The 20702-nt window shown below is 47.3% G+C and carries 23 protein-coding genes and 1 pseudogene; 7 read left to right on the forward strand and 17 right to left on the reverse strand.

All coding sequences use genetic code 11. The features are described from left to right. Positions 1–31: 31 nt before the first annotated feature. A complete protein-coding gene (locus DCC85_RS22345; RefSeq protein ID WP_108467554.1) occupies positions 32–484 on the reverse strand; it encodes a MerR family transcriptional regulator in 453 nt (150 codons plus the stop codon). A gap of 176 nt (positions 485–660) precedes the next feature. Between DCC85_RS22345 and DCC85_RS22350 the strand changes: the two genes are divergently transcribed. The 3 genes from DCC85_RS22350 to DCC85_RS22360 all read left to right on the forward strand — a co-directional run bounded on the left by DCC85_RS22350 (position 661) and on the right by DCC85_RS22360 (position 3459). Further along, positions 661–1512, forward strand: coding sequence for an aldo/keto reductase (locus DCC85_RS22350; RefSeq protein ID WP_108467555.1), 852 nt, complete (start codon positions 661–663; stop codon positions 1510–1512). Positions 1513–1758: 246 nt separating this feature from the next. After that, positions 1759–2301 (forward strand): GNAT family N-acetyltransferase, encoded by a 543-nt coding sequence (locus tag DCC85_RS22355; RefSeq protein WP_108467556.1) that lies wholly within the window; start codon positions 1759–1761, stop codon positions 2299–2301. A 150-nt stretch (positions 2302–2451) separates the two neighbouring features. Continuing rightward, a complete protein-coding gene (locus tag DCC85_RS22360) occupies positions 2452–3459 on the forward strand; it encodes a carbohydrate deacetylase (protein WP_108467557.1) in 1008 nt (335 codons plus the stop codon). A 38-nt stretch (positions 3460–3497) separates the two neighbouring features. On the opposite strand, the gene DCC85_RS22365 is transcribed toward DCC85_RS22360, so the two are convergent. The 13 genes from DCC85_RS22365 to DCC85_RS22420 form a co-directional block, all read right to left on the reverse strand. Continuing rightward, complete coding sequence (locus tag DCC85_RS22365) at positions 3498–3902, reverse strand: VOC family protein (protein ID WP_108467558.1); 405 nt, start codon at positions 3900–3902, stop codon at positions 3498–3500. Positions 3903–4034: 132 nt separating this feature from the next. Beyond that, positions 4035–4736, reverse strand: coding sequence for an alpha/beta hydrolase (locus DCC85_RS22370; protein WP_108467559.1), 702 nt, complete (start codon positions 4734–4736; stop codon positions 4035–4037). 94 nt (positions 4737–4830) lie between these two features. Further along, positions 4831–5199 (reverse strand): hypothetical protein, encoded by a 369-nt coding sequence (locus DCC85_RS23215; RefSeq protein ID WP_199909952.1) that lies wholly within the window; start codon positions 5197–5199, stop codon positions 4831–4833. An 82-nt stretch (positions 5200–5281) separates the two neighbouring features. Further along, a complete protein-coding gene (locus tag DCC85_RS22375) occupies positions 5282–5893 on the reverse strand; it encodes a hypothetical protein (protein WP_108467560.1) in 612 nt (203 codons plus the stop codon). Positions 5894–6162: 269 nt separating this feature from the next. Then, on the reverse strand, positions 6163–8073 hold the full coding sequence (abc-f, locus tag DCC85_RS22380; RefSeq protein ID WP_108467561.1) for a ribosomal protection-like ABC-F family protein: 1911 nt from the start codon (positions 8071–8073) through the stop codon (positions 6163–6165). 97 nt (positions 8074–8170) lie between these two features. Next, positions 8171–8314 (reverse strand): hypothetical protein, encoded by a 144-nt coding sequence (locus DCC85_RS23220; protein ID WP_199909953.1) that lies wholly within the window; start codon positions 8312–8314, stop codon positions 8171–8173. Positions 8315–8668: 354 nt separating this feature from the next. Next, positions 8669–8992 (reverse strand): putative quinol monooxygenase, encoded by a 324-nt coding sequence (locus DCC85_RS22385; RefSeq protein ID WP_024629571.1) that lies wholly within the window; start codon positions 8990–8992, stop codon positions 8669–8671. Between the two features lie 116 nt (positions 8993–9108). Then, a complete protein-coding gene (locus DCC85_RS22390) occupies positions 9109–9396 on the reverse strand; it encodes an FAD-dependent oxidoreductase (protein WP_108467562.1) in 288 nt (95 codons plus the stop codon). A gap of 53 nt (positions 9397–9449) precedes the next feature. After that, positions 9450–10301, reverse strand: coding sequence for an SDR family oxidoreductase (locus DCC85_RS22395; RefSeq protein ID WP_108467563.1), 852 nt, complete (start codon positions 10299–10301; stop codon positions 9450–9452). Between the two features lie 360 nt (positions 10302–10661). Beyond that, on the reverse strand, positions 10662–11237 hold the full coding sequence (locus DCC85_RS22405; protein ID WP_108467565.1) for a TetR/AcrR family transcriptional regulator: 576 nt from the start codon (positions 11235–11237) through the stop codon (positions 10662–10664). A gap of 60 nt (positions 11238–11297) precedes the next feature. After that, complete coding sequence (locus DCC85_RS22410; protein ID WP_108467566.1) at positions 11298–12251, reverse strand: alpha/beta hydrolase; 954 nt, start codon at positions 12249–12251, stop codon at positions 11298–11300. Between the two features lie 72 nt (positions 12252–12323). Further along, positions 12324–12962 (reverse strand): peroxiredoxin-like family protein, encoded by a 639-nt coding sequence (locus DCC85_RS22415; protein ID WP_108467567.1) that lies wholly within the window; start codon positions 12960–12962, stop codon positions 12324–12326. Positions 12963–12980: 18 nt separating this feature from the next. Beyond that, positions 12981–13412, reverse strand: coding sequence for a MarR family winged helix-turn-helix transcriptional regulator (locus DCC85_RS22420; protein ID WP_108467568.1), 432 nt, complete (start codon positions 13410–13412; stop codon positions 12981–12983). Positions 13413–13891: 479 nt separating this feature from the next. On the opposite strand from DCC85_RS22420, the gene DCC85_RS22425 reads away from it, so the two are divergent. The 4 genes and pseudogenes from DCC85_RS22425 to DCC85_RS23530 all read left to right on the forward strand — a co-directional run. Beyond that, the gene (locus DCC85_RS22425; protein WP_108467569.1) at positions 13892–14575 is read left to right on the forward strand and encodes a response regulator transcription factor; all 684 of its coding nucleotides are present in this window, start codon (positions 13892–13894) and stop codon (positions 14573–14575) included. Beyond that, the gene (locus DCC85_RS22430; protein ID WP_108467570.1) at positions 14568–15938 is read left to right on the forward strand and encodes a sensor histidine kinase; all 1371 of its coding nucleotides are present in this window, start codon (positions 14568–14570) and stop codon (positions 15936–15938) included. The genes DCC85_RS22425 and DCC85_RS22430 overlap by 8 nt, the downstream gene beginning before the upstream one ends. Before the next feature lie 88 nt (positions 15939–16026). Continuing rightward, positions 16027–17394 (forward strand): S41 family peptidase, encoded by a 1368-nt coding sequence (locus tag DCC85_RS22435; protein ID WP_108467571.1) that lies wholly within the window; start codon positions 16027–16029, stop codon positions 17392–17394. A gap of 287 nt (positions 17395–17681) precedes the next feature. Next, a pseudogene (locus DCC85_RS23530) lies at positions 17682–17846 on the forward strand (DNA-binding protein); the annotation flags it as partial. Here DCC85_RS23530 and DCC85_RS23535 read toward each other — a convergent pair. From DCC85_RS23535 to DCC85_RS22455, 3 genes are all read right to left on the reverse strand, one after another. Continuing rightward, positions 17843–17965 carry a helix-turn-helix domain-containing protein gene (locus DCC85_RS23535; RefSeq protein ID WP_234414497.1) on the reverse strand — a complete coding sequence of 41 codons (123 nt, stop codon included), beginning with the start codon at positions 17963–17965 and terminating at the stop codon, positions 17843–17845. The pseudogene DCC85_RS23530 and the gene DCC85_RS23535 sit on opposite strands and share 4 nt — an antisense overlap. A 154-nt stretch (positions 17966–18119) precedes the next feature. After that, the gene (locus tag DCC85_RS22450; RefSeq protein ID WP_108467572.1) at positions 18120–19679 is read right to left on the reverse strand and encodes a hypothetical protein; all 1560 of its coding nucleotides are present in this window, start codon (positions 19677–19679) and stop codon (positions 18120–18122) included. Positions 19680–19778: 99 nt separating this feature from the next. Continuing rightward, positions 19779–20663: a TetR/AcrR family transcriptional regulator gene (locus DCC85_RS22455; RefSeq protein ID WP_159081952.1), complete on the reverse strand. Its 885-nt coding sequence runs from the start codon at positions 20661–20663 to the stop codon at positions 19779–19781. Positions 20664–20702 lie beyond the last annotated feature (39 nt).

The following is a 20702-nucleotide window of genomic DNA, read 5'->3' on the forward strand; positions in this document are numbered from 1 at the left end:
CCACTATAGTCTTTAACCGCCCACGAAATATCTAATATGACTCACGAACAGAGGGCGAGTAAAATACGTCACTATGCATATATTGAATTTTGCCCCAGTTACCAGGGTTGGTTGTGTCTGGGGAACGGTGCTCCAGAATGGCCTGATATAGAGCAGTTTTCTCCTCCAAATGGGCAATATGCCGTTTGGCTTCTTCGAGCTTAATGAGCGCCGCTTCTTTATGCTCCATCATGAGTGCATAGCGCTGCGGGATCGTCGAATCCCCTTCGAGACATAAATCGATGTACATTTTAATGGCTTCAATCGGCATTCCGGATTGTTTGAGGCATTTGACGCCATGCAGCCAGTTGATTGATTCCTCGTCGAACAACCGAATGTTGTTTTGATTGCGCTGTACGCTCGGTACCAGGCCCTTATCCGTGTAAAAACGTACGGCGTGCTCCGTGAGTCCCGTGATCTGGGCAGCTTCTTTGACCGTATGCATTTGAAATCCCCCTTAGAAAATAAATTTCTGAAGGCCCCTTGACTTCGTGTAACACGAAGGTCCTAAGCTGATTGTAATGCAAATTGGCTATAAACGGAAATCCCCACGCTGCAAGATCGACACCCCGGGATTCGCAGCCATTTGCCTCTACAATTTAAGCAATAGGAGGAATTAACATGCAAACCGTAACATTGAACAACGGAATAAAGATGCCGATCATCGGCTTCGGGGTCTACCAGGTTCCCGATGCGGAAGAATGCGAGAACGCCGTATATGAAGCGCTGATGGCCGGTTACCGCCTGATTGACACCGCCTCAGGTTATCTGAACGAGGAAGCAGTCGGACGCGCGATCAAGCGCAGCGGCATACCGCGTGAGGAACTGTTCATCACGACCAAGCTCTGGGTTCAAGACGCAAGCTACGAGAGTGCCAAACTGGCATTTGCCAAATCGCTGAATAAGCTGCAGCTCGACTATCTCGATCTGTACCTTATTCACCAACCGTTCGGCGACTACTACGGGGCTTGGCGTGCGATGGAAGAGCTGTACCGTGAAGGCAAAATTAAGGCCATCGGGGTTAGTAACTTCCTGCCCGATCGTCTGATGGACCTCATCATGCATAACGAAATCGTGCCCGCCATCAACCAGATCGAAACGCACCCATTCTACCAGCAGACGGAGAACGCTGCTTTTATGAAAGAGCTGGGAGTTCAGCATCAGTCATGGTCGCCGTTCGCAGAAGGACGGGGCAACCTGTTTAGCAATGAAGTGCTGGCCTCAATCGCAGAGAAACACAACAAGTCTATCGCCCAGGTCGTCCTTCGCTGGCTGGTCCAGCGTGAAGTCGTTGTCATTCCAAAATCGGTGCGCAAAGAGCGGATCGTTGAAAACATCGACATTTTCGACTTTGAGTTGAGCACAGGCGACATGGATCAAATTGCGAGCCTTGATACGGGGGAAAGTCTATTCTTATCGTACCACGATCCGGAAGTGGCCAAGAGGATGGCCAACTGGAAATTCGACCTGTAAACCTCGGTCGAAAGACTACCTCATTACGGGTGAATCCTCATCTATTAGGAAAGGACAGGAGAGCATGATCCCCTGTCCTTTCCTTACTTGAAGTGACAGGACGGTTAATGATTTCATATAATTTTTTTAGATCCGTAATATACTCTTGGCTCCAAGTTTCAAATGACTCAAATTCCTCCTTAGAAATTTGATAAAATAATAATCCGTGCCTTAGTACAATCAGCTTGACATTAAGGAGGCTTACCCATGCAAGAAATTAAAACCGATCGATTAATATTAAGGAACTTTTCTGAGAAGGATGCCTCAGGCATGTTAGAGTATTTGGCCAATCCAAGGGTCAATTGTTTCCTTGACGACAGAATTTCAACTTTGAATGACGCCATCTGTAGCGCAAAGAACAAGAGTCAAGATGACTCACATATTGCTGTATGCCTGAGGGATAACGGCAATCTGATTGGAGAATTATTTTATTTAAAAGAAGAGCCCGATACCTATAGTGTAGGCTGGAATTTCAACCATAACTATGAGGGGAAAGGATATGCCAGTGAAAGTGCGGAAGCTTTATTACAGTATCTCTTCACTCAAAAAGAAGCAAGGAGGATTTATGCATATGTTGAAGATGATAACCATAAATCCCAGAAGCTATGTGAGAAATTAGGGATGCGTAAAGAGGGCTGTTTCATGGAATTTATCTCATTCACCAATTACGACGACGGAACGCCCAAATACGAGAACACCCTGCAATATGCTTTGCTCAAAAAAGAATGGTTAAAAGCCATGAATATCTAGTCGTGATAACTCTCGAATTACCTGAATGAGCTATCTATGTAAATATTTATTCGAAACAAATAATAAAAAAGCCAGGTATATGCCTCACTCCATCCGCCGATCCGCTGCATTCAATATTGCAAACGGGTAAGAGAACGGAGCGATCACATCATGAAACATTTGATCATCAATGCCGACGATTTCGGCCTGTCTCCAGGCGTGAACAGAGGAATTATCGAGGCTTACCAAGCTGAAGGGATCAGCAGCACAACATTAATGGTGAACATGCCCGGCTTTGCGGATGCCGTTCGGCTTGCAGGCTTGCATCCTGAGCTCGGAGTGGGCCTGCATGTGAACCTGACCTACGGCCGGCCTATATCCGATCCGAGGCTCGTCCCGTCTCTCGTTCAAGCAGACGGTCAATTTCTTCCTGCCAGCGAGATATACTATAGAGAACTGCGCGATATTGAAACAGAATTATCGGCCCAATGGGAGAGGTTCATTGCCACAGGTCTGCGTCCGACGCACCTGGATGCACATCACCATCTGCATCAGATTTTTCCTAACGTGTATGAAGCTATGGCGCGGTTGGCAGTCAAAGAAGGCATCCCTATGCGGCGGCTTCAGAAGCCGCAGGTCAGGAGTGGAAACGCCGCTTTGCTGCCGCTAACTACGAAGCAGGTCTTACTGGATACTTATGAAGGCGATAATGGGCTGCAGAAGCTGCTCTACTATCTCCGCAATCTACAGCACGGATCGACTGAAATTATGTGTCACCCCGGATATGTGGACGAGCCGTTACGAGTAATCTCTACACTAACCAAAGAACGAGAGGCCGAGCTGGCTGTGTTCCGCAACCCGGCGATCAGCAGAGCCATTCGAGCTCTCGGCATTCGCCTGATCCATTACGGAATGCTCGGGTCTGTCGAGAACAGATTTGATCTCGCACAGACCGAGGCTGTCCCCCATGAGGACACCATCCCTCCAGTCGTACCGCTACAGCCGCTGACGCCAAAGAGAACCCTAACGCAACGAAAGAAACCTGGAAACCGAAAGCTCAAGTCCAGCTCATTGGCATGGAGAAAACAGCGCCGGCCGGCACTCCCAAGGAAGAAGCCTCGGGTCGCTGCGAGGAAGAAGAAGAGAACCTTAAAACCGCAGCACTCACGAACATACTAGGACTATGAAGATCAGAAGAAGCCATCCTTTGCTGCCCATCAATGTCTACCTCTAAGCCGTTTAATCGCATCCTCGGTCACCGGCTCGAAAAGGTTAATAAGGTTGCCATCGGGATCGCGGAACAACATAGAACGGTTCCCCCACGGCATCGTGGTCGGTTCCATTACCCAATTATCGACAAATGGCTTCAAGCGCACGTATTCGGCTTCGATATCTTCGACCCGGAACTCAATAATAACAGTTCGATTATTGGCCCCCACTACGGAACCGGCACCGAATAGCTGCGTCGTCTGGGAGTGGCCAATGGCAAGGGTGCATGATGACAAGGCGAGTTCGGCAAATACGGGCGCGAGTCGCTCCGCCGGGACTCCCATGACTTTTTCATAGAACTCGACGAGACGATCCACGTCGTCAGTAATGATGCGTACAGAAGCGAAATTCACAAGCTACCATCTCCTTTACATTTACATGTCCAATTATAAAAAGACGCTACTGACAACATGATGTCAGCAGCGTTTTAGAATTCTTTGAGCTTCCTCACAAATTCGATTGCAGAATGATTCAGGTGAGACTCCTCAATCTGTTACTAGTTTATCTACCCAGTCCGAAAAGTAGGCAAGTTGATCTTCCGTGTGAAACCAATGTTCCCCATTCTTCATCAATTCCAACCCGCAGTCAAAACGATCTGCAAAGTCGGTTACAATCTTATATTCGGATAAATTATCGTGTTCACCATACAAAATTTCTGTTGGCGTTTTCCATTTGGTTATTGGATGTGCCATGACGTACTTATAGTAATCATCGTATAGTGTGATCCCTGCCGGGGTGGGGATCTCCCCTTTTTCCATAATTTCTGCCTCCGTAATGTTGTATACGGACATCAGATTCCAGATGAGCCGCTGAAGATCAAGAATTGGTGAAAGAAACAGAGCCTTTTCTAATTTGATCTCCGAAAATGTTAATAGGCTCATATAGGCACCCAGGCTTGAGGCAAATATGCTGATGTTAGGAGAAATACTCTGAGCATAACGGTATACTTTCTCGATTTCTTCTATGCAGTTCCAGGGCCGCAATGTATTTTTTTCGTTGATCCTTTCCCCATGTTCAGGCATATCGAAACTAATAACCCCATAGCCCTTGGTTTCAACGATTCTCGCAAATAACTCGGCCTCTTCTTTATTAGAACCTACGCCATGAATTGAAATAAAGGTCTTCTCAGTGGGATTGCCCCAATAGATCGAGGGTACTCCATCAATGTAACAATACTGTTTTTTCATAAACTATACACCCCAGATAAGATCGATTTCCTGATAATTTGAAACAAAATAGCAGGGACCTTTCTTGCCCTAAGACCACCTTATGTATAGCATTCTACAACTCTTCTTCTTGTGAGGTGGCTGTCCCGCCTATGAAGCAGGGGAGCTCAATATCATCAATTTCTATCATCTTACCTTTCTCCGCATCATAGTACTCCCCAAATAAAAATAAGGACTCCATTTTCCTACTCAATAAATAAGGAATAATTTTTTCACAGAATTCTGTAACGCTTTTAAACATACTCTCCGGTGCAATCCCTGATTCATCGATAACTAACAGTTCTTTGTGTTCAGTAAGAGCAGGGTTGCGATTTAAGTGGTACAGTTGAAAAGAAGTCCCTTTGCGATACCATTCATAAATTGGAACTTCTACGTTGTCAATGAAATCTCCATTCGTATAATTCAAGGTAAACTTTACAGTCATCTCCATTCTCCTTTCAACAAACCTCATTATTGTTATAGTTGTCGCTGCTTTTCAACTTCTTGGACTCAGCTTATCGAAGATTTTATGATTCATAGAAACGATCTATCATTTGCTTTATTTTCATCGGAGTTCTGAGCATAACTTGCTTCCCATCTTCATTAAAGGTCAAATGCCCCTTAAATGCTTCCGGCATATCGTGATACTGTTTCTCGACTTGTTGCAGTGCTCTTTCAAAACAGGGATAACCGTATTTTTTAATAAGGGGAGGCAGCCCGAAAGCAGATCTTAAAAACTCATATTCGTAATAGTTATAAGGGGTCGTCTCCGGTCTTTTCATTAAAATCTTAAGGAAATGATCCATGACCTTGTCGATCTCTTCTTCTGAGGCATAATAGGTTAGTCCATGAACCGCGAGGAGTCTCATGTCCAAGTATCGTTCCTTTTTATAGGCTTTCTGAAAAAAGTCTTTCAACTCTAATTCCTTGCACCGGATAAGACCTCTCAGAATTTTATTTCGCCATGCGGCATTCTTCGATTTAAAATACAAGGCTTCTATCAACTCTGCCTCTTCTTTTGTTAAAGACTCATAGACTACATCCTCTAATGCGCTTATAAACTTAGGATCATTTTCGCGAATCGGCGCAGTTGTAAGGTACCTCATCGATTCTTTATGAAGCTGTTGTTTTAAAGACATAGCGTCATAGCTCCTTTGTTAAAATTTAAACAGCGATTTCCCGAGTTTGCCATTAGTCGATACTAGCCCAGATAATATATAACCTATTTCCATTATAAGGATCCCCCGTCCTGAATCTACCTACTTTTCACCTGATTTCTTATTTTGAATGGGGCCCCATGTGAAACGGTTCACCGCGCTATCTGTAGCGGTAAGTTATATGGGGGAGGGGCCATCTTTACGTTTCTCCTTTCAAACAGCCCCCTTCTTCTAAACGCCAGCTATTCCTCCTATTCCTCCATCCACTGCTCAATCAGGTGATCCAGTTGTTCCCGAAGAATCTCTCTTTCCGTCCAGACCCTCTCCAATCGGGATCCCCCTTCCGCGTCTTGCCCCAGTTCACCTAGCGCGGCTTCAAGCTCTGCAAGTCGTCGTTCCGCCACTTCGATCTCTTCTTCAAGCTTCCTACCGCGCTGTTTATCCTTCTCTCTTCGGACTGGGACCGAAGACGTTCGACTCGGCTCCGACCGCGATCGCCCTGGGTCCTCCACCTCTCCCTCGACGGATACAGACATCCTGCGCCGGCTTTCCGCCCTATATTCATCAAATCCGCCCAGATAAACCGTGAGATGACCACGATTCAGTTCCCATATTTTCTGTGTCAGACGGTTCATGAGATACCGGTCGTGGGTCACAATCAGAATTGTACCCGGATAATCCTCTAACGCTTCCTCAAGCGCCTCCCTCGACGCGATGTCCATGTGGTTCGTTGGTTCGTCCAGAATGAGCAGGTTAGGCTTCTTATGCACTAGCAGTGCCAACCTTAGACGAGTCCATTCTCCGCCTGAGAGCAGACGAACAGGCCTAAACACGTCAGCACCATAGAAAAGATAAGCAGCCAATCGGTTTCGGGCTTCGCCTTCCTCCAGCCCGGCTCCATCTCGGTAATAGTCCAATACGGACTGTTCCGGATTGTCCGGGAGTTGCTGCTGCGCGAGATAACCGACGTCTACTCTTGATCCCAGCCGCGCTTCTCCCCCGTCCGGGGAAATCTCTTCAAGCATAATCTTCAGAAGGGTTGACTTGCCGGAGCCATTGTCCCCGATCAATACCACTTTCTCGCCATAGTGAAGCTCTCCCGTTACACCCGCAAGAATGGTCTTTGCCCCGTATTTCTTCTTTACGCCATCAAGACTGACAACTTGTCTCCCGGACCGCTCGGATGGTTGCAGTTCGAACTCCGCTTCCTTGCGATGAATTGCGGGACGTTTCAGTTTCTCCATGCGGTCGATCGCTTTCTGCATGCTGGCCGCCCTTCGGAAAAATTTCCCGTTATCGCCGATTCTCCCCCATTCCATCAATTGCTTAATGGTCTCCCGCATTTTCTTGATCTTCTTCTGTTGTTCCTGGTAATCGGCAAACTGCCGGAGAAGCAGCTCCTCCTTCTCCTTCACATATTGCGTGTAGTTCGCATGAAAGACAGTCGATTCCCCATCTTCGATTTCCACGATCTTTGTAACGACTCTATCAAGAAAGTAGCGGTCATGGGAAACAAGTAAGCAAGCCCCTCTATATTTCAGTAAAAATTCCTCTAGCCACTCCACGGCAGCCCTATCGAGGTGGTTCGTCGGTTCGTCGAGCAGCAAAAGTTCAGGCTCCGTTAGAAGCTGTGAGGCAAGACCTACTTTCGTTTTCTCCCCTCCGGACAACGAATCGTATGCGCGGGAATACCATTCCCGAGGGATGCGTAAGCCATCTGCAATCTGATCGACCCGGGCATCCAGCTCGTAGCCCCCGCCCCGCTCATAGCACTCTTGCAGCTTCGCATACTCTATGAGCAATGACTCTAAACGTTCCGGAGTCAGATTAGGCGATGACATCGCCGATTCCAAACCGGTCATCCGCTCCCGATACTCGAGCAATTCTCGGAACCCACTCACCAGCACTTCCAGGACTGTAATTCCAGCTTCCAGGTCCGGTATTTGCTGAAGATAACCGATACGCGCATTCTTACGAACAGCCAACATTCCTTCATCAGGTTTGTCCAGCTTGGCGATCATGCGTAGCAGCGTGGTCTTGCCGCACCCGTTGCGGCCGATAAGCCCTGCCTTTTCACCATGATGAAGCTCAAAGGTTACATTCTCTAATACGAGCTGCGCAGCGTTGTATTTCTTTACGTTTTGACAATTTATCGTTAACAAGTCGGTTCCTCCTAATGCGAGACCCTACCCGTTTTAGCCCAATAAAAAAGGACGCAGGGAAAATTCCCTACGCCCATTCCGGTTCAATCCGTTCAGGTTAAGGTAGGATTCTTTTCGCGAGTTGTGTAATCGTATGGTTAAAAATGGACAGACTTCTCCCGTCTTGCTTATAACCATGAACGATGCCAGCCATCGCGATGGGCAGCCGGCTTACTTGATTATTTACACACTCCCAATTCATCCTACCTTCACCTCCCTTTACCTAATTAATTCCAACTATACTACAACCAAACACGTCTCGGCAACGTTTGCCCGAACATAATTTTTGACACATGTCCAAACGCTGCAAGGAAATACACAAGAAACTTGCTGTTATTTGTGATACGGTTCACCGTACCGCCAAATAGAACGAAATCTTCCTAGGCCTTTAAGGTTGCTCTTTATAATTTATATCGTCTGCATGGAATGTCATTACGATTAACAAAAGATAAGCCAGTTATTGAGTTATATTTGAAACTCAAATTCGATAATTTTGACTGCGCTTATCCTTTCCCTCAGCTAGAACTTAATGAATTCCGCCCGGTGTTGCATCATTTTACTGCGCTGGGCGAAACGGCTTCAGGAGTCGAATCCCTTCCTCAATGGATCCCTCCATCAATTCTAAGAGCTGAGGTACCAGTTCCTGCATCCGGGGAGCGTTCAGGTGCCGGTCGAGAGCATCCTGGTTTTCCCAGCGTTCGTAGATGATGAATGTCCCAGGCTGGCCTTCTACCTCGTGAGCCTCGTAGTCAATGTTGCCCAGGTCGTTGCGCGACGGGGTGACAGCAGCCGTCATGAATGCCTTCATTTCAGCTTCTCTCCCTGCCTTAGCTCTCGCCTCCCAAAGTACAGTAACGTAACGGTTCTTTGTATCGTTCATGCGAATTCCTCCTGATTTATATAGACTTCGTATTTTTTGCTTTATCATTTTCTCAAAATGGATATCACCTATTTATGCATGAAATTCTGGTGTATCAATGGCTTAGCTTAATGCTGTTATAAGCGTCCAAAAGAACGATTAAAGCCTTGGCCCGCAAGAACATCTTGACGAACCACATCTAGACGACGTGTTTGGTATTCACCCAAAGCTTTTGTTATCGAATTTGGATACTGTTTAATGGAGTCCATAATGGCAACCGTATCATCAAGTGAGTCATTAAAGCCTGCGCCCGTCATTGGTGACATGGTACGAGCTGCGTCGCCGACCATGGTTATTCTTCCTTTTGACAATATATTAGGGATGTATTCATTAACAGGTGCCAGTTCAAACTTGTTTTGTGGCATATTTCATTCCCCCATTCTAGCCTTCTGTCCAAGAGAATTCGTGAAACGACCCGTTACTGCAGCTTCATCTGGCTGCGGAGCATCCAGTCGAGGACTTTGTCCGGGAGAATACGGACCAGTCGGGTCAGCAGTGCCGAATCGCGACCGACCGTATAGCGAGTGCGTGGCTTTCTTTCGTGGATTGCGCGTGAAATCACTGCTGCCACTTTCTCAGGGGGGATACCGTCCTTTGCCCATGCTTCAGCCTGAGCCTTCACGGCATCAAAAAGACGATCATGGCGCTTGTGCTGATCAGGCATCATCAACTTGGCCAGCCGCTCCGCTGTCGTAATCCCTTGCTCCGACATGCCAGTGCTGACACCACCCGGAGTGATCATGATTACCTTGAGGCCAAACGAGGACATCTCCCTCCGGAGGCTGTCATTGATTGCTTCCATGGCAAACTTTGCTGCCGAATATATCCCGAAACCAGGCATGGAGACCTTGCCGCCAAGTGAACCAATATTAACTACGCGTCCGCCGCTGTTCAGCAAGGCCGGTGTGAGCGCCTGAATAACCGCGACCTGTCCGATCACGCTGACTTCGATCTGGCGGCGAAACTCATCGAGCGGAACCATCTCAAGAGGTGCATTAACGGCGATGCCTGCATTGTTGACCACGGCCCGCAAAGGGCGACCAAGCGGATCTTGCTCCACCCGTTCGGCCAGCGCCTTTAGTGTGTCGATATTGGTAACATCGACGATCACTGGCTCGATATTTTTGCGTTTCATTTTGTTGGCGTCTTCCTGACGGCGAACCCCAGCTAAAACATGAAATCCTTCAGCAGCGAGCTTCTCCGCGGTAGCCCTGCCGATGCCGCTGGACGTACCTGTTACGACGACGAGCTCCTGAGTTTTGAATGACATAGTACCCCTCCTGAGTTTGATAAGTTATGGATCACTGTATAGCACTGTTATATGGTTATTATAGCACCGCTATACAGAACTGTATATAGCGGTGCTATACAATTTGCATAGTGTTGTCCTCCTACGGCTTGAACATCATTTTGGGCGGGCGCTGCGTGATGTACTTCGACGCTCACGAGATACCGTGGCGTGAGGAATGAGATCATCGAATCCCTCAGAAAATAAAAAAGATCGCCATCCTGCTTGGATAGGCGATCTCTCTTATGTGCCACTATTTGTGGTCCTTCATCTTTACCATGAAACAAAACAAAGCCCACATTGGGGCTTTGTCTGGAGTCTCCAGGCTCTGTCATCGATCCCTCATTTTGAATCGGCGTCCGGCCTTTGGATCAAAATGATCTGCATTACGCTTTCCCGAATGAGATCAACGACGTCGGGTTGGGGTGGGGGGACCTTACGAACCTGGGCCGTCACATAGAGCCAAGAGGCCGTATTGGCGGAAGCCCAGACCAGATCGGCCGCAGCTTCGGCTGACACAGCCAATTTGCCTTCGGCAGCGACTCTCTGAATATTTTGCACCAGTGCTTGATACGACTGATCTGCCGCCTCGATATGGGCGCCCTCGAGCAACCGCCCCATCATTGCCGCATAAATCCGCGGACGGGCTGCCGCGAAGCGGACATAGTCATCCCACCCTTGACGAAGGGCCATCTCTGGAATGGTCGACTCTACTGCGGCAATCTTGCTTTCAAATAACTGTTTGAATGCTTCCACTATAGCTGCACTTAGGAGTCCATCTGCATTGCCGAAATGGTGGTAGAGCGTAGGAGCCGTAACCTGTGCGATCGAAGTTACGGCTCGCGTCGAGAATTGGGCTCCGCCTTCCTCTTCGAGTACCTTAAGTGCAGCTGCTAATATTTTGTCATATGTGTTCATACGTACATTATAGCAGTGCTATATGCGTATGTCCATTAGGTTCTCCCTCTCCCTGATCCGTTATTGAAATCCATCTTTCAGCCAAGCGCTGGCTAATGCAGTCGCACCACGGGCGGCCAACGTATCCGCCAAAGCATTCAACATGACGAAATCATGAATGATTCCTTGATAACGTACCGTTGTGACCTCCACACCAGCCTCCCGAAGCTTATTCCCATAGGCCTCGCCTTCATCTCGAAGAACGTCGGCTTCCGCCGTAATGATGAGAGCTGGAGGAAGATCGCGAAGCTGGTCGATGGAAGCCCTCAGAGGAGAAGTATAGATTTCATTTAACTCTTCCGCTTTGTTGATGTACTGTTCCCAGAACCAAGCCATCCCGTCACGGCGAAGGAAGTATCCTTCGGCGAATTCATGATACGAGTCCGTATCCATTCCCCCATCCGTAACCGGATAGAACAGCAGCTGTCGTTTAATCGCAGGTCCCTTTTTTTCCTTAGCCATCAACGTGATTGCCGCAGTCATGTTGCCGCCAACGCTATCGCCACCGATGGAGATATGATCCGAATCCAGGCCATGAGCCTTGCCGGAGGAAGCAATCCATTGCAGCGTAGCATAGATCTCTTCAAGAGCTGTTGGGTATTTGACTTCAGGAGACAAGCTGTAATTAGGAAATACGATAGCGGATCCGCTTCTGACCGCTAGCTCACGAATCAACCGGTCGTGGGTATGGGCATTACCGAACACCCATCCTGCACCATGGATGTACAAAACCGTTTTAAGCAGTTGGCCAGCCGTGTTCTTCGGACGCAGGATCCGAACGGACACTTGACCGCTTGGTCCGCCTGGGATGCTGAGATCCTCAATGTCTACATCTTTTTTCTTGGTATCTCCCGATTGAACTTCGTCTACCGCAGCTCTCCCCTGCTCAGGTTCAAGATGGAATAAGTAGGGCGGATTCGCAGTAGCCTCAACAAATTGTTGTGCGGCGGACTCAAGAATAATCTTTTTGGTCATTTTCAACATTCTCCTCATATCATATTAGTTTTAGAAAATTTAATTTTGCGCAATCATTATGGGTAAAAAAAATTATAACTTTCGCAGCTCCCAGAGAATATCCTCCGGTTCCATTCTCTTGGTAAAGTCAGGATTCACGTATGCTGAACGGATAACGGAGTATTCGTCAATCATGAACGTTCCCGTCACCGGAAGCAGCCAATGATCTGTCCCATTGTACTCGTGAAGATCAATATTATGGCTTAAGTACATGCCCCTCAGATAGTCAGGCACTTCATACAACAGGTTATATTTGGCGGCGACGATTCCCTTAGGGTCGCTGAGAACCTTAAAGGACAATTCTGCTTTCTCTTGGTCAGACAGTGTATAATCTGGCAATTGTGGACTGACTGCGATAAGCTGCGCGCCTAGAGCCTGAATGTCAGGGAGAATCTCCTGGTATGCTCTTAACTGCCGATTGCAGTAAGGGCACCATCCTCCTCTGTAAAAGGTAAGGACAACGGGACCTTTTGCCAATTCGTCGGCTAAATTTATTTGGTTCCCAAGTGAATCTGACAGTCCAAAGTCCTTGGCTTTTGTCCCGACTGGCAGCCCTGTGGCGGTACCTCCCTCTTGAAGTTGCTGGATAACACGTTGGTGTATCGCCTGCACTTCAAAAGGGCTTGCTGCCGTAATCTTCTCTAACGCTGAAGCTAAGGTCGTTGTTGACATGGTCACACCTCGAATGGATTATTTTCCGCTAGTCTGAGCGACTTTCTCCGCTAACTCTTTGATAGTTTTGTTTAATTCCGAGACATCTTCGATTGACATGCCGCTAGCTGAGAAGAGTGCGGATGGAATACAATCGGATTCCCCCTTAAGGGCCCACCCTTTCTCCGTGAGCAGGGCCAAGACGACCCTCTCATCTTCCGTCGATCGTACTCTCCTAATCAGTTCGTTCGCCTCCATCCGTTTCAGCAGCGGCGTCAAGGTGCCTGAGTCGAGGTCTAAATGTTCTCCCAATTCTTTCACCGTCCGCCCGTCGCTTTCCCAGAGGGATAGTAACACGAGATACTGAGGATAGGTAATTCCCATCTCCTCTAATAGCGGCCGATACAACCGAGAAATAGCTCGGGAGCAAGCATATAAGGAAAAGCAAAGGTGTTCGTTAAGTTGCAGCATGTGAGGTCAACCTCTCTATAATATTGTGCACAATTTACTAGAAAAAATGGTGATTGAATGTTAACCCCTTCTTCTGGTAGGTGATCGCTTACTCTGCTAACTCCCGTTGCCTCGCAAGTTGCACCTGCATGTATTTCACCTCAATTTAAATTGTTTACAAATTACTTGTGCACAATCTTTATAGGACAATAATACCCACTCTTGATTTGGATGTCAACAATTTAATTTTAGACAATTTAATTCAGAGGGGGGTGTCGAGCATCACAATCTGCTCCCATCACTTTTCTCTCAGATATCATAGCGATTACGGGGTATTGAATCGTTTTGCAACAGCCCCCCCTTTCTGTGTAAGATAATAGGAGACTTGTCATTATGACGATAGAGCTTCCGTTCAATGGAATCTTAAATGATCGCGCGGAGCGGACTTCGAATAGATGCTTTTCTCATGGCAGGGAAAGTTAGTACGAGGTGAATGAACATTGCCGACGATTATGGTAGTGGATGACGACGTCTTTATCCGCGAACTGGCAGGGCTGTTATTAAGAGACGAAGGTATGGACGTCGTAGAGAAAACGGATGGTCTCGAAGCCTGGGATTATTACTTGCATCATTCCGTTGATTTAATCATCTTGGATATTATGATGCCCGGCATGGACGGTTGGGAGCTGTGCAGAAAGCTGCGGGAGGCCGGAGACAAACCGATGCTGATGGTCACCGCCAAAAAGGAGTCGCTGGACAAAGTCAAAGGCTTTCGATTGGGGACGGACGATTATCTGACCAAACCTTTTGATCCGATGGAGATGGTTATGCGGGTCAAGGCGCTGCTCAAAAGGTATCGGATCGCTACCTCTCATATCGTGAAGCTCGGCCGAGTCATTCTCGATAAAACGAGCTACCAGGTTCACTTTTCCGACACGGGCGAGGAATGGGCTCTTCCTTTAAAAGAATTTGAGCTGCTTTACAAACTGGCCAGTTATCCCGGGCAAATTTTTACGCGCGACATGCTAATCCGCGACATCTGGGGTTACGCGTTCAATGGGGATGAACGCACCGTGGACACGCATGTCAAACGTCTGCGCGACAAGTTTGAGCAGTATGCCGAAGATTTCCGCATCGTAACAATGCGCGGCATGGGCTACCGTCTGGAGGCGTATCGTGATTAACTCGCTTTATGCCCGCGTTGTGTTGACGTTTCTGGGGGCCGTCATAGTCAGCCTGCTCTCGGGATTCATCGTTCAAAGCTATTTCTACAAAAGCCATATTGGAGCGATCGTGGAAGAGAAGATGATTGGCAATGCCCAAATGATCATTCAATTATATAAGAAATTGGCCCCGAAGGATGCGAAGGCTTTCGGGGAAGTAAGCAATTCTATGCCCTTTTATAAGATACGGTTTTATGACAGCGCGGGAACGCTGCTGAACCCGGGGAGCGCTACTTCAGACCAGCAGAAGGATCAATCGTATCTGCAGCAAGTGCTCAAGCAAAACAAAATTTATCACAACGGGTCCAGCGAGGATGACGAAATTACGGTTGGCCTGCCTTTTGCGCTGAACGGTTCACCGCACGTTTTGTTGGTTACGACCGAGACCGTTTTTCTCTTCGACGAAATCGATTCCTTGATCCGGTATCAGCAGCTCTTTACTCTCGGCTTGGGAAGTATTCTGGTATTGATCGCCGCGCGGTATATGGTCAGGCCCCTTCGGAAGCTGACACATGCAACGCAGAGAATGGCCAGGGGCGATTTTAACGTTGGTCTGTCTACCAAACGTCGCGACGAAATTGGACAGCTCACCCTAAGCTTTAACACGATGGCGGATGAATTGGGAAGACTGGATATGCTCCGTCGGCGGTTTGTTTCCGATGTATCCCACGAAATCCAATCTCCTCTAACATCGATCAAAGGATATACCCGTGTGCTGAAGATCAAGTCCATGGACGAGAAAACCCGTATGCAGATGCTGGATATTATCGACGAGGAGAGCGACAGGCTATCCCGGCTGTGCGACGATCTGCTGGAATTGACCAGCCTGGAGCACGAGCATACAAAGCCCGCCCCGCAAAATTTTCGTCTCGACGAGCAATTGCGCAAAGCTGTCATTCGCCTGGAACCGCAATGGTCTGCCCGCAATTTGGATATGCAGCTTATGCTGGAGCCGATAACTATTGTGGCGGATGAAGACAAGATGAATCAGGTGTGGAACAACTTGCTTGGCAATTGCATCAAATTCACCGCCGATCATGGAAAGATAAGGGTGGAGTCCTTCAAGAAAAGCGAAAGCGTAGTTGTCCGAATGACGGACAATGGAATCGGCATACCTGAGGAGGAAATCAGCCAAATTTTCAAACCGTTCTACAAAGTGGATAAAGCGAGAAAACGCAGTATTAGCGGTAATGGAATCGGTCTTTCCATCGTGAAGCGGATTGTCGATCTTCATCATGGAAAAATCGAAGTGTCCAGCAAATTGGGGAGCGGAACCTCCTTCTCAATCACACTTCCCCTCGAAGATATAAAGCCCGAATTGTAATCCTCCGTTCAAACTGAGGACAAATTCGGGTTTTATACTATCCTCGAAAAGCCAATTTTGTATGTTTTGATCAGAAGGAGGAACAGAAATGAAAGTAATGATTGTCATCTTGACACTCCTGACATTCAGCATGTCGGGAACCTATGTCCAGGCGAAGGAGAACCGAAAGCAGCCGCCCCCCGCAACCGTAGCCGCCGAGCGACAGCTTTGGCAATCGAAAGGGTATGGACATATATTCGATATAGAAGGCCAATCCGTTAAGGTCTACAGCTACACCAAGGACAGCTTGGTACCGTTCGGGAAAGGAAATATCGACAACAACGGCGACATTTATATTAATGAAATTCACGACAACAGCAAATTCCAGGAGCAATTTGATGCCCCGCGATTTCCGATGGGCCGCTTCGTTAACGGCAGCTTGACCGATGGCTTGGGATACGTGCAGCATTTCAAACGGATCGATAGTCTTCCCAAGGTGAAGTATAACGGATTCAGCAAGGATCCCGTGCAGAATTTTGAAGTATTCTGGCAATCCTTTGAAGAGAATTTCAGTTTCTTTTCGCTCGTCAAAGTGAATTGGAAAGAGGTGTACAAAGAGTATCGGCCCAAAGTTAGTGCCGTTACCTCCGAAAAGGAATTGGAGGATATTTTGACGCAAATGTTCCAAAAGCTAAACGACGGACACAGCATCATATTCGGTAAAAAGGGGTTGATCTTCTCCAAGTCCAAAGTTGAGCGGGAGGAATTTTTCGAAGCGAATTCGAAGTCGATGCAACGAAATGTCGAAGAGAGATATATCAAAGGGGCGGTAAAAAGCAAGCTCGACGGGCGCATTGTTTATGGCCAAACGAAAAGCGGCGACGCTTACATCAAGCTGATTGGTTTTGACGAGTTCGATCCGAAGAAAATAGACCAAGCGCTGGCGGAAATGGTGCTAGATTTGGCGAACTGCCGCAACTATATGATCGATATGCGCTTTAATGAGGGGGGCGAGGACTTCTTCGGGTTGAAAATAGCCGGCTTGTTTGCCGAGAAACGCAAGCTGGCGTATGCCAAACAGGCCCGAACAGGCGGATACGAGGAATTCTCCAAGCCTACGCAGGTATATATCGAGCCGGGAGCAAAGCAGTTTTCAGCTGACAATATTGTGGTGCTGACCAGCCCGATGACGGTAAGCGCCGGCGAGACAGGGACGATGGCTTTAAAAGCATTGGACAAAGTAACAGTTATCGGAGAAACGACGGGCGGATTCTTTTCGGACATGCTGCTTAGACTGTTGCCGAACAAACAGTTATTCTCCCTGAGCAACGAACGCTATACCTCGCCTGACGGCACTAATTACGAGCAGCGCGGCCTGCCGCCGGACGAAAAGATCATGATCAAGCAAGCCGATATTGATGCCGGCAAGGACCCGGTGATGAACCGGGCTTTGGAATTGCTTAAAAAGAAGCCATAAGGGATATCCCTTTCACTCATCGGGACTCCTCTAATGGGATAAAACACAACCCCTGGCAAATGTAAATGCCGGGGGGAATGCCCGTAGTAGGGAACAGTTTTCACCGCCCCGCTTTATTTATCCTATATCCCCCATATGAGTTCCTCATACATAAGCCACAATCGCTTTGCACTTCTTCATCAAAATTAGCCTTAACAGAAATTATAATGATCGTATACGAAGTGCTCGAGTCCATTTGGTTAATAATGATACGTATTCTTCCATATAAGTAATTAGAGGTGAGCTGCTTGAAAACAAATCGTTCCTCATCCGCATTGGGTGAGTTCATAAAATCGCGCAGAGAACGCTTGCAGCCCTTAGAGGCAGGGATCCAGCCCCTGCCCGGACGAAGACGCACTCCGGGACTTCGGAGAGAAGAAGTCTCTTATCTTGCCAACATAAGCGTGACTTACTCGCCCGGTGATATGTTCAAACCCTCAACAAACTTATCCAGCGTATCAATGGAGAAATTTCGCTCTCCGCACTCTACTGCCCCAGTATAAGCACCGTCCAAGTTAGAACGTTCAGCCAACAGTCGATTATGACCTTTTTGTGCTTCATAGGCGGCAAATTGTAAAGCAATAGTCTTAAATTAAATTTTTCACCGTCACTTATGGTAGGGTTCACCGTAACGTCTAAAGAGCGAAATTTAAAGGCACCCGTTTGGGTGCCCTATGGTCCAATGCCTATATGTTTCTATCCAATTGGCTTATCAATGCCAATGCCTCTTCATGATCAGGCTCAACTTCCAATAATTTTCTGACGTACGTCCATGCATCTTCTTCGATCTCTAACTCGAAACAACAAATGGCCAGACAATAATATACCGTCGATACGACCTCATCTAGGTTTTGCTGTACCGATATTTCCAAATACCGTTTGGAGTGTTCATACATCCCCATTTCAAACAGAATCAGTCCGGCGTCAAGCGCAAGATCATAACGCTGTTCCATGACATAGTACGATGACCACATCTGCTGGATGCCCCTCAACAGGTCCTTCTTTTCATCGTCGTCTACATCCGGCAACAAACTGGATATCTGCTTCAGGCTCTGAATAAAAAACTCTGCATCATATCCGCCCAAACGCCAAAAGCTTAATAATTCCTGCATTCCCATGCTCTCTACATGACGATCTATCCATACCTTCATATTAAAAAAATCGTCCGGACCAAAACGTTCAATACATCGACGGTAAGCTAACCTCGAATTTACATATTCCATTGGTTTGTCCAAATGGAGAATACAGCCGACATTGATATTTTTATAATGGTGCGGAGGAAATAACGCCATGGCTCCCCTTTGCTCAAAGAAATATTGAATCGCATGATAGTTCGCCGTCAAAGAAAAGCTTCCATGCAAGATCAACTCCGGCGGCTCTGCAAATTTCCATTGATCCAGCAAGTGATCCCCTTTGTCAGCCGATATCAATAAGAATCCCGCCTGCGATAAAAGATTCAATCGCTCTAAACAAGTTAATCCAGCAGCAGGAAACAAAATGTGTGAGTCTTCCAGGTGCTCCTGATAGGTAGAAATCACATCGCGGTAAGGATACGTTTCTTGTTCGTATTCGGGTGCCCGCCGGTGCTCATAGCGTAAATTTATTCGTTCTAACGATTCTGATGGTTTTAGCGACTCCAAATGCTCGAGACCGTGGATACAAACGTCGGCTTCATAAATTTTTCCGTCACCTACATAAATCAACTCTTGCGGAATGCTGTCAAAAAAATAGTTCGCAATGATGATTAACGGTTGCTTTAAATCCCTTTCACTAATCGTTGTGCCTGATACAACGAGATTCAGTACAGTATCATGAACGGCATCGTACCTCGCAAAATCCAGTAATCCCTCGGCAATAAAAGGTTGCAGAGCGGGATGTTCCTTCCACGCCAGTATATTCTTAAGCGCCAAATCCGTCATCACATAGCGGAATGGAGGCAATGAAATTCCCGCGTAGTCTCTAAGCCGGCACAACTCATACAACAAATGATAAGCAAAACGGCCCGCTCCTGCTCCAAGCTCCACAATAACAACGGGTTCGGAACCCGTTTCCTTATTTGCCCGATCTTGAAGAAACCCAAAGATGACTTCCGCATAGGCGGCAGCGATCATCGGATTACTCGTTATATACTGAGGAACTTGATTGTTGTTCCAGGCCTTCGTTCCTTGTTCCTCATAATATTGGCGCTGGATATTCCATATCGGCGCCTCACTGAATCGGTAACGTTGTTCAATGTTGCTTGTCATTTAAGCGACCCTGCTTTCTAAAGTTAATTCGATTTCATTTAAAGAGACTCGATCGGATGCCTTTTGCAGAAACTAGTCTCTATGTAATATAAGCCTTCCTCACTCTTCCAGGACAATTTGCTTTAACTGAATAACCGGACTTTTCAGATCCTGTTCTTGTTCTAAGTACGCGCAAAGCGCCTGAATGAGCGATCTCTTGGGCTGAGTCCGAGCGATCTCCGTCCCCAGCAATTGAACAATCTCCTGCAGCTCCCTCCGCCGGGCGAGCCCGCCGGGCCAAGCCTCAAGCAGTGCGGTCACTCTGCCGAACAATTCTTCGACAATTCTTTCTTTTTCGTTACTCCAGTCCTTTGAATCTGAGTGAACAAATTTTGTGAAAGCACTTTGTCCAAGTAGCCCCTTCGAACCTGATCTAGACATATGTTCGACTAGCGCATCCATTTTATCGACGATAAACCAAGCTGTATCCTCTATCGGCAGCTGCTTCACTTCGAAAATGATGCGCTGCAGATAGTCCTTCAGGATCGCACGGTAAATAAAAATTAGATCCCAGAGAAACGATTCAATTCTCTCACCATAAACTTCAAGTAGCCAAGATTTATGCCACTCCATCATACGGGCGCGAACATGATTCCTTAGTGAACGGAAAGTTGCGTACTGCGTAATAGGAAGATCTACGAAGTCAACCATAATGTGGCTATATTCAATAAAATACTGAAAGCGAAATACAATTTGATTGACGAGCCGCTCCTTGGGAGTGCCTGTCCCGGTTTGTTTCAGGTGCTCCGCCCGATCAAAATAAACCGTCTGGCACTCGTCGAAAACCGCGCACAATAAGTCCTCTTTGGACGGGAAATATTTATACACTGAGCCCTTTGCAATAGAACAGTCCTGAGCAATTTCCTGAATTGAGGTCGCCAGAAACCCTTTTTCTTTAAACATCTTTGAAGCCGAACGAATAATATCCTGTTTGGTTACACTCATCCTCATGTATCCCCCACTTGACAACTTTAAACTCATAGT

The organism is Paenibacillus sp. CAA11, from assembly GCF_003060825.1.
Classification (GTDB): Bacteria; Bacillota; Bacilli; order Paenibacillales; family Paenibacillaceae; genus Fontibacillus.

Excerpts from the sequence above, each read along its gene's own strand:
- DCC85_RS22395 (WP_108467563.1), bottom strand. The coding sequence starts at position 10,301 with ATGTCATTCAAAACTCAGGAGCTCGTCGTCGTAACAGGTACGTCCAGC.
- DCC85_RS22390 (WP_108467562.1), bottom strand. The coding sequence starts at position 9,396 with ATGCCACAAAACAAGTTTGAACTGGCACCTGTTAATGAATACATCCCT.
- DCC85_RS22415 (WP_108467567.1), bottom strand. The coding sequence starts at position 12,962 with ATGTCAACAACGACCTTAGCTTCAGCGTTAGAGAAGATTACGGCAGCA.
- DCC85_RS22420 (WP_108467568.1), bottom strand. The coding sequence starts at position 13,412 with ATGCTGCAACTTAACGAACACCTTTGCTTTTCCTTATATGCTTGCTCC.
- DCC85_RS22345 (WP_108467554.1), bottom strand. The coding sequence starts at position 484 with ATGCATACGGTCAAAGAAGCTGCCCAGATCACGGGACTCACGGAGCAC.
- DCC85_RS22405 (WP_108467565.1), bottom strand. The coding sequence starts at position 11,237 with ATGAACACATATGACAAAATATTAGCAGCTGCACTTAAGGTACTCGAA.
- DCC85_RS22375 (WP_108467560.1), bottom strand. The coding sequence starts at position 5,893 with ATGTCTTTAAAACAACAGCTTCATAAAGAATCGATGAGGTACCTTACA.
- DCC85_RS22450 (WP_108467572.1), bottom strand. The coding sequence starts at position 19,679 with ATGACAAGCAACATTGAACAACGTTACCGATTCAGTGAGGCGCCGATA.
- DCC85_RS22350 (WP_108467555.1), top strand. The coding sequence starts at position 661 with ATGCAAACCGTAACATTGAACAACGGAATAAAGATGCCGATCATCGGC.
- DCC85_RS22360 (WP_108467557.1), top strand. The coding sequence starts at position 2,452 with ATGAAACATTTGATCATCAATGCCGACGATTTCGGCCTGTCTCCAGGC.
- DCC85_RS22455 (WP_159081952.1), bottom strand. The coding sequence starts at position 20,663 with ATGAGTGTAACCAAACAGGATATTATTCGTTCGGCTTCAAAGATGTTT.
- DCC85_RS22355 (WP_108467556.1), top strand. The coding sequence starts at position 1,759 with ATGCAAGAAATTAAAACCGATCGATTAATATTAAGGAACTTTTCTGAG.
- DCC85_RS22435 (WP_108467571.1), top strand. The coding sequence starts at position 16,027 with ATGAAAGTAATGATTGTCATCTTGACACTCCTGACATTCAGCATGTCG.
- DCC85_RS22385 (WP_024629571.1), bottom strand. The coding sequence starts at position 8,992 with ATGAACGATACAAAGAACCGTTACGTTACTGTACTTTGGGAGGCGAGA.
- DCC85_RS22410 (WP_108467566.1), bottom strand. The coding sequence starts at position 12,251 with ATGACCAAAAAGATTATTCTTGAGTCCGCCGCACAACAATTTGTTGAG.
- DCC85_RS23220 (WP_199909953.1), bottom strand. The coding sequence starts at position 8,314 with ATGAATTGGGAGTGTGTAAATAATCAAGTAAGCCGGCTGCCCATCGCG.
- DCC85_RS22370 (WP_108467559.1), bottom strand. The coding sequence starts at position 4,736 with ATGAAAAAACAGTATTGTTACATTGATGGAGTACCCTCGATCTATTGG.
- DCC85_RS23215 (WP_199909952.1), bottom strand. The coding sequence starts at position 5,199 with ATGACTGTAAAGTTTACCTTGAATTATACGAATGGAGATTTCATTGAC.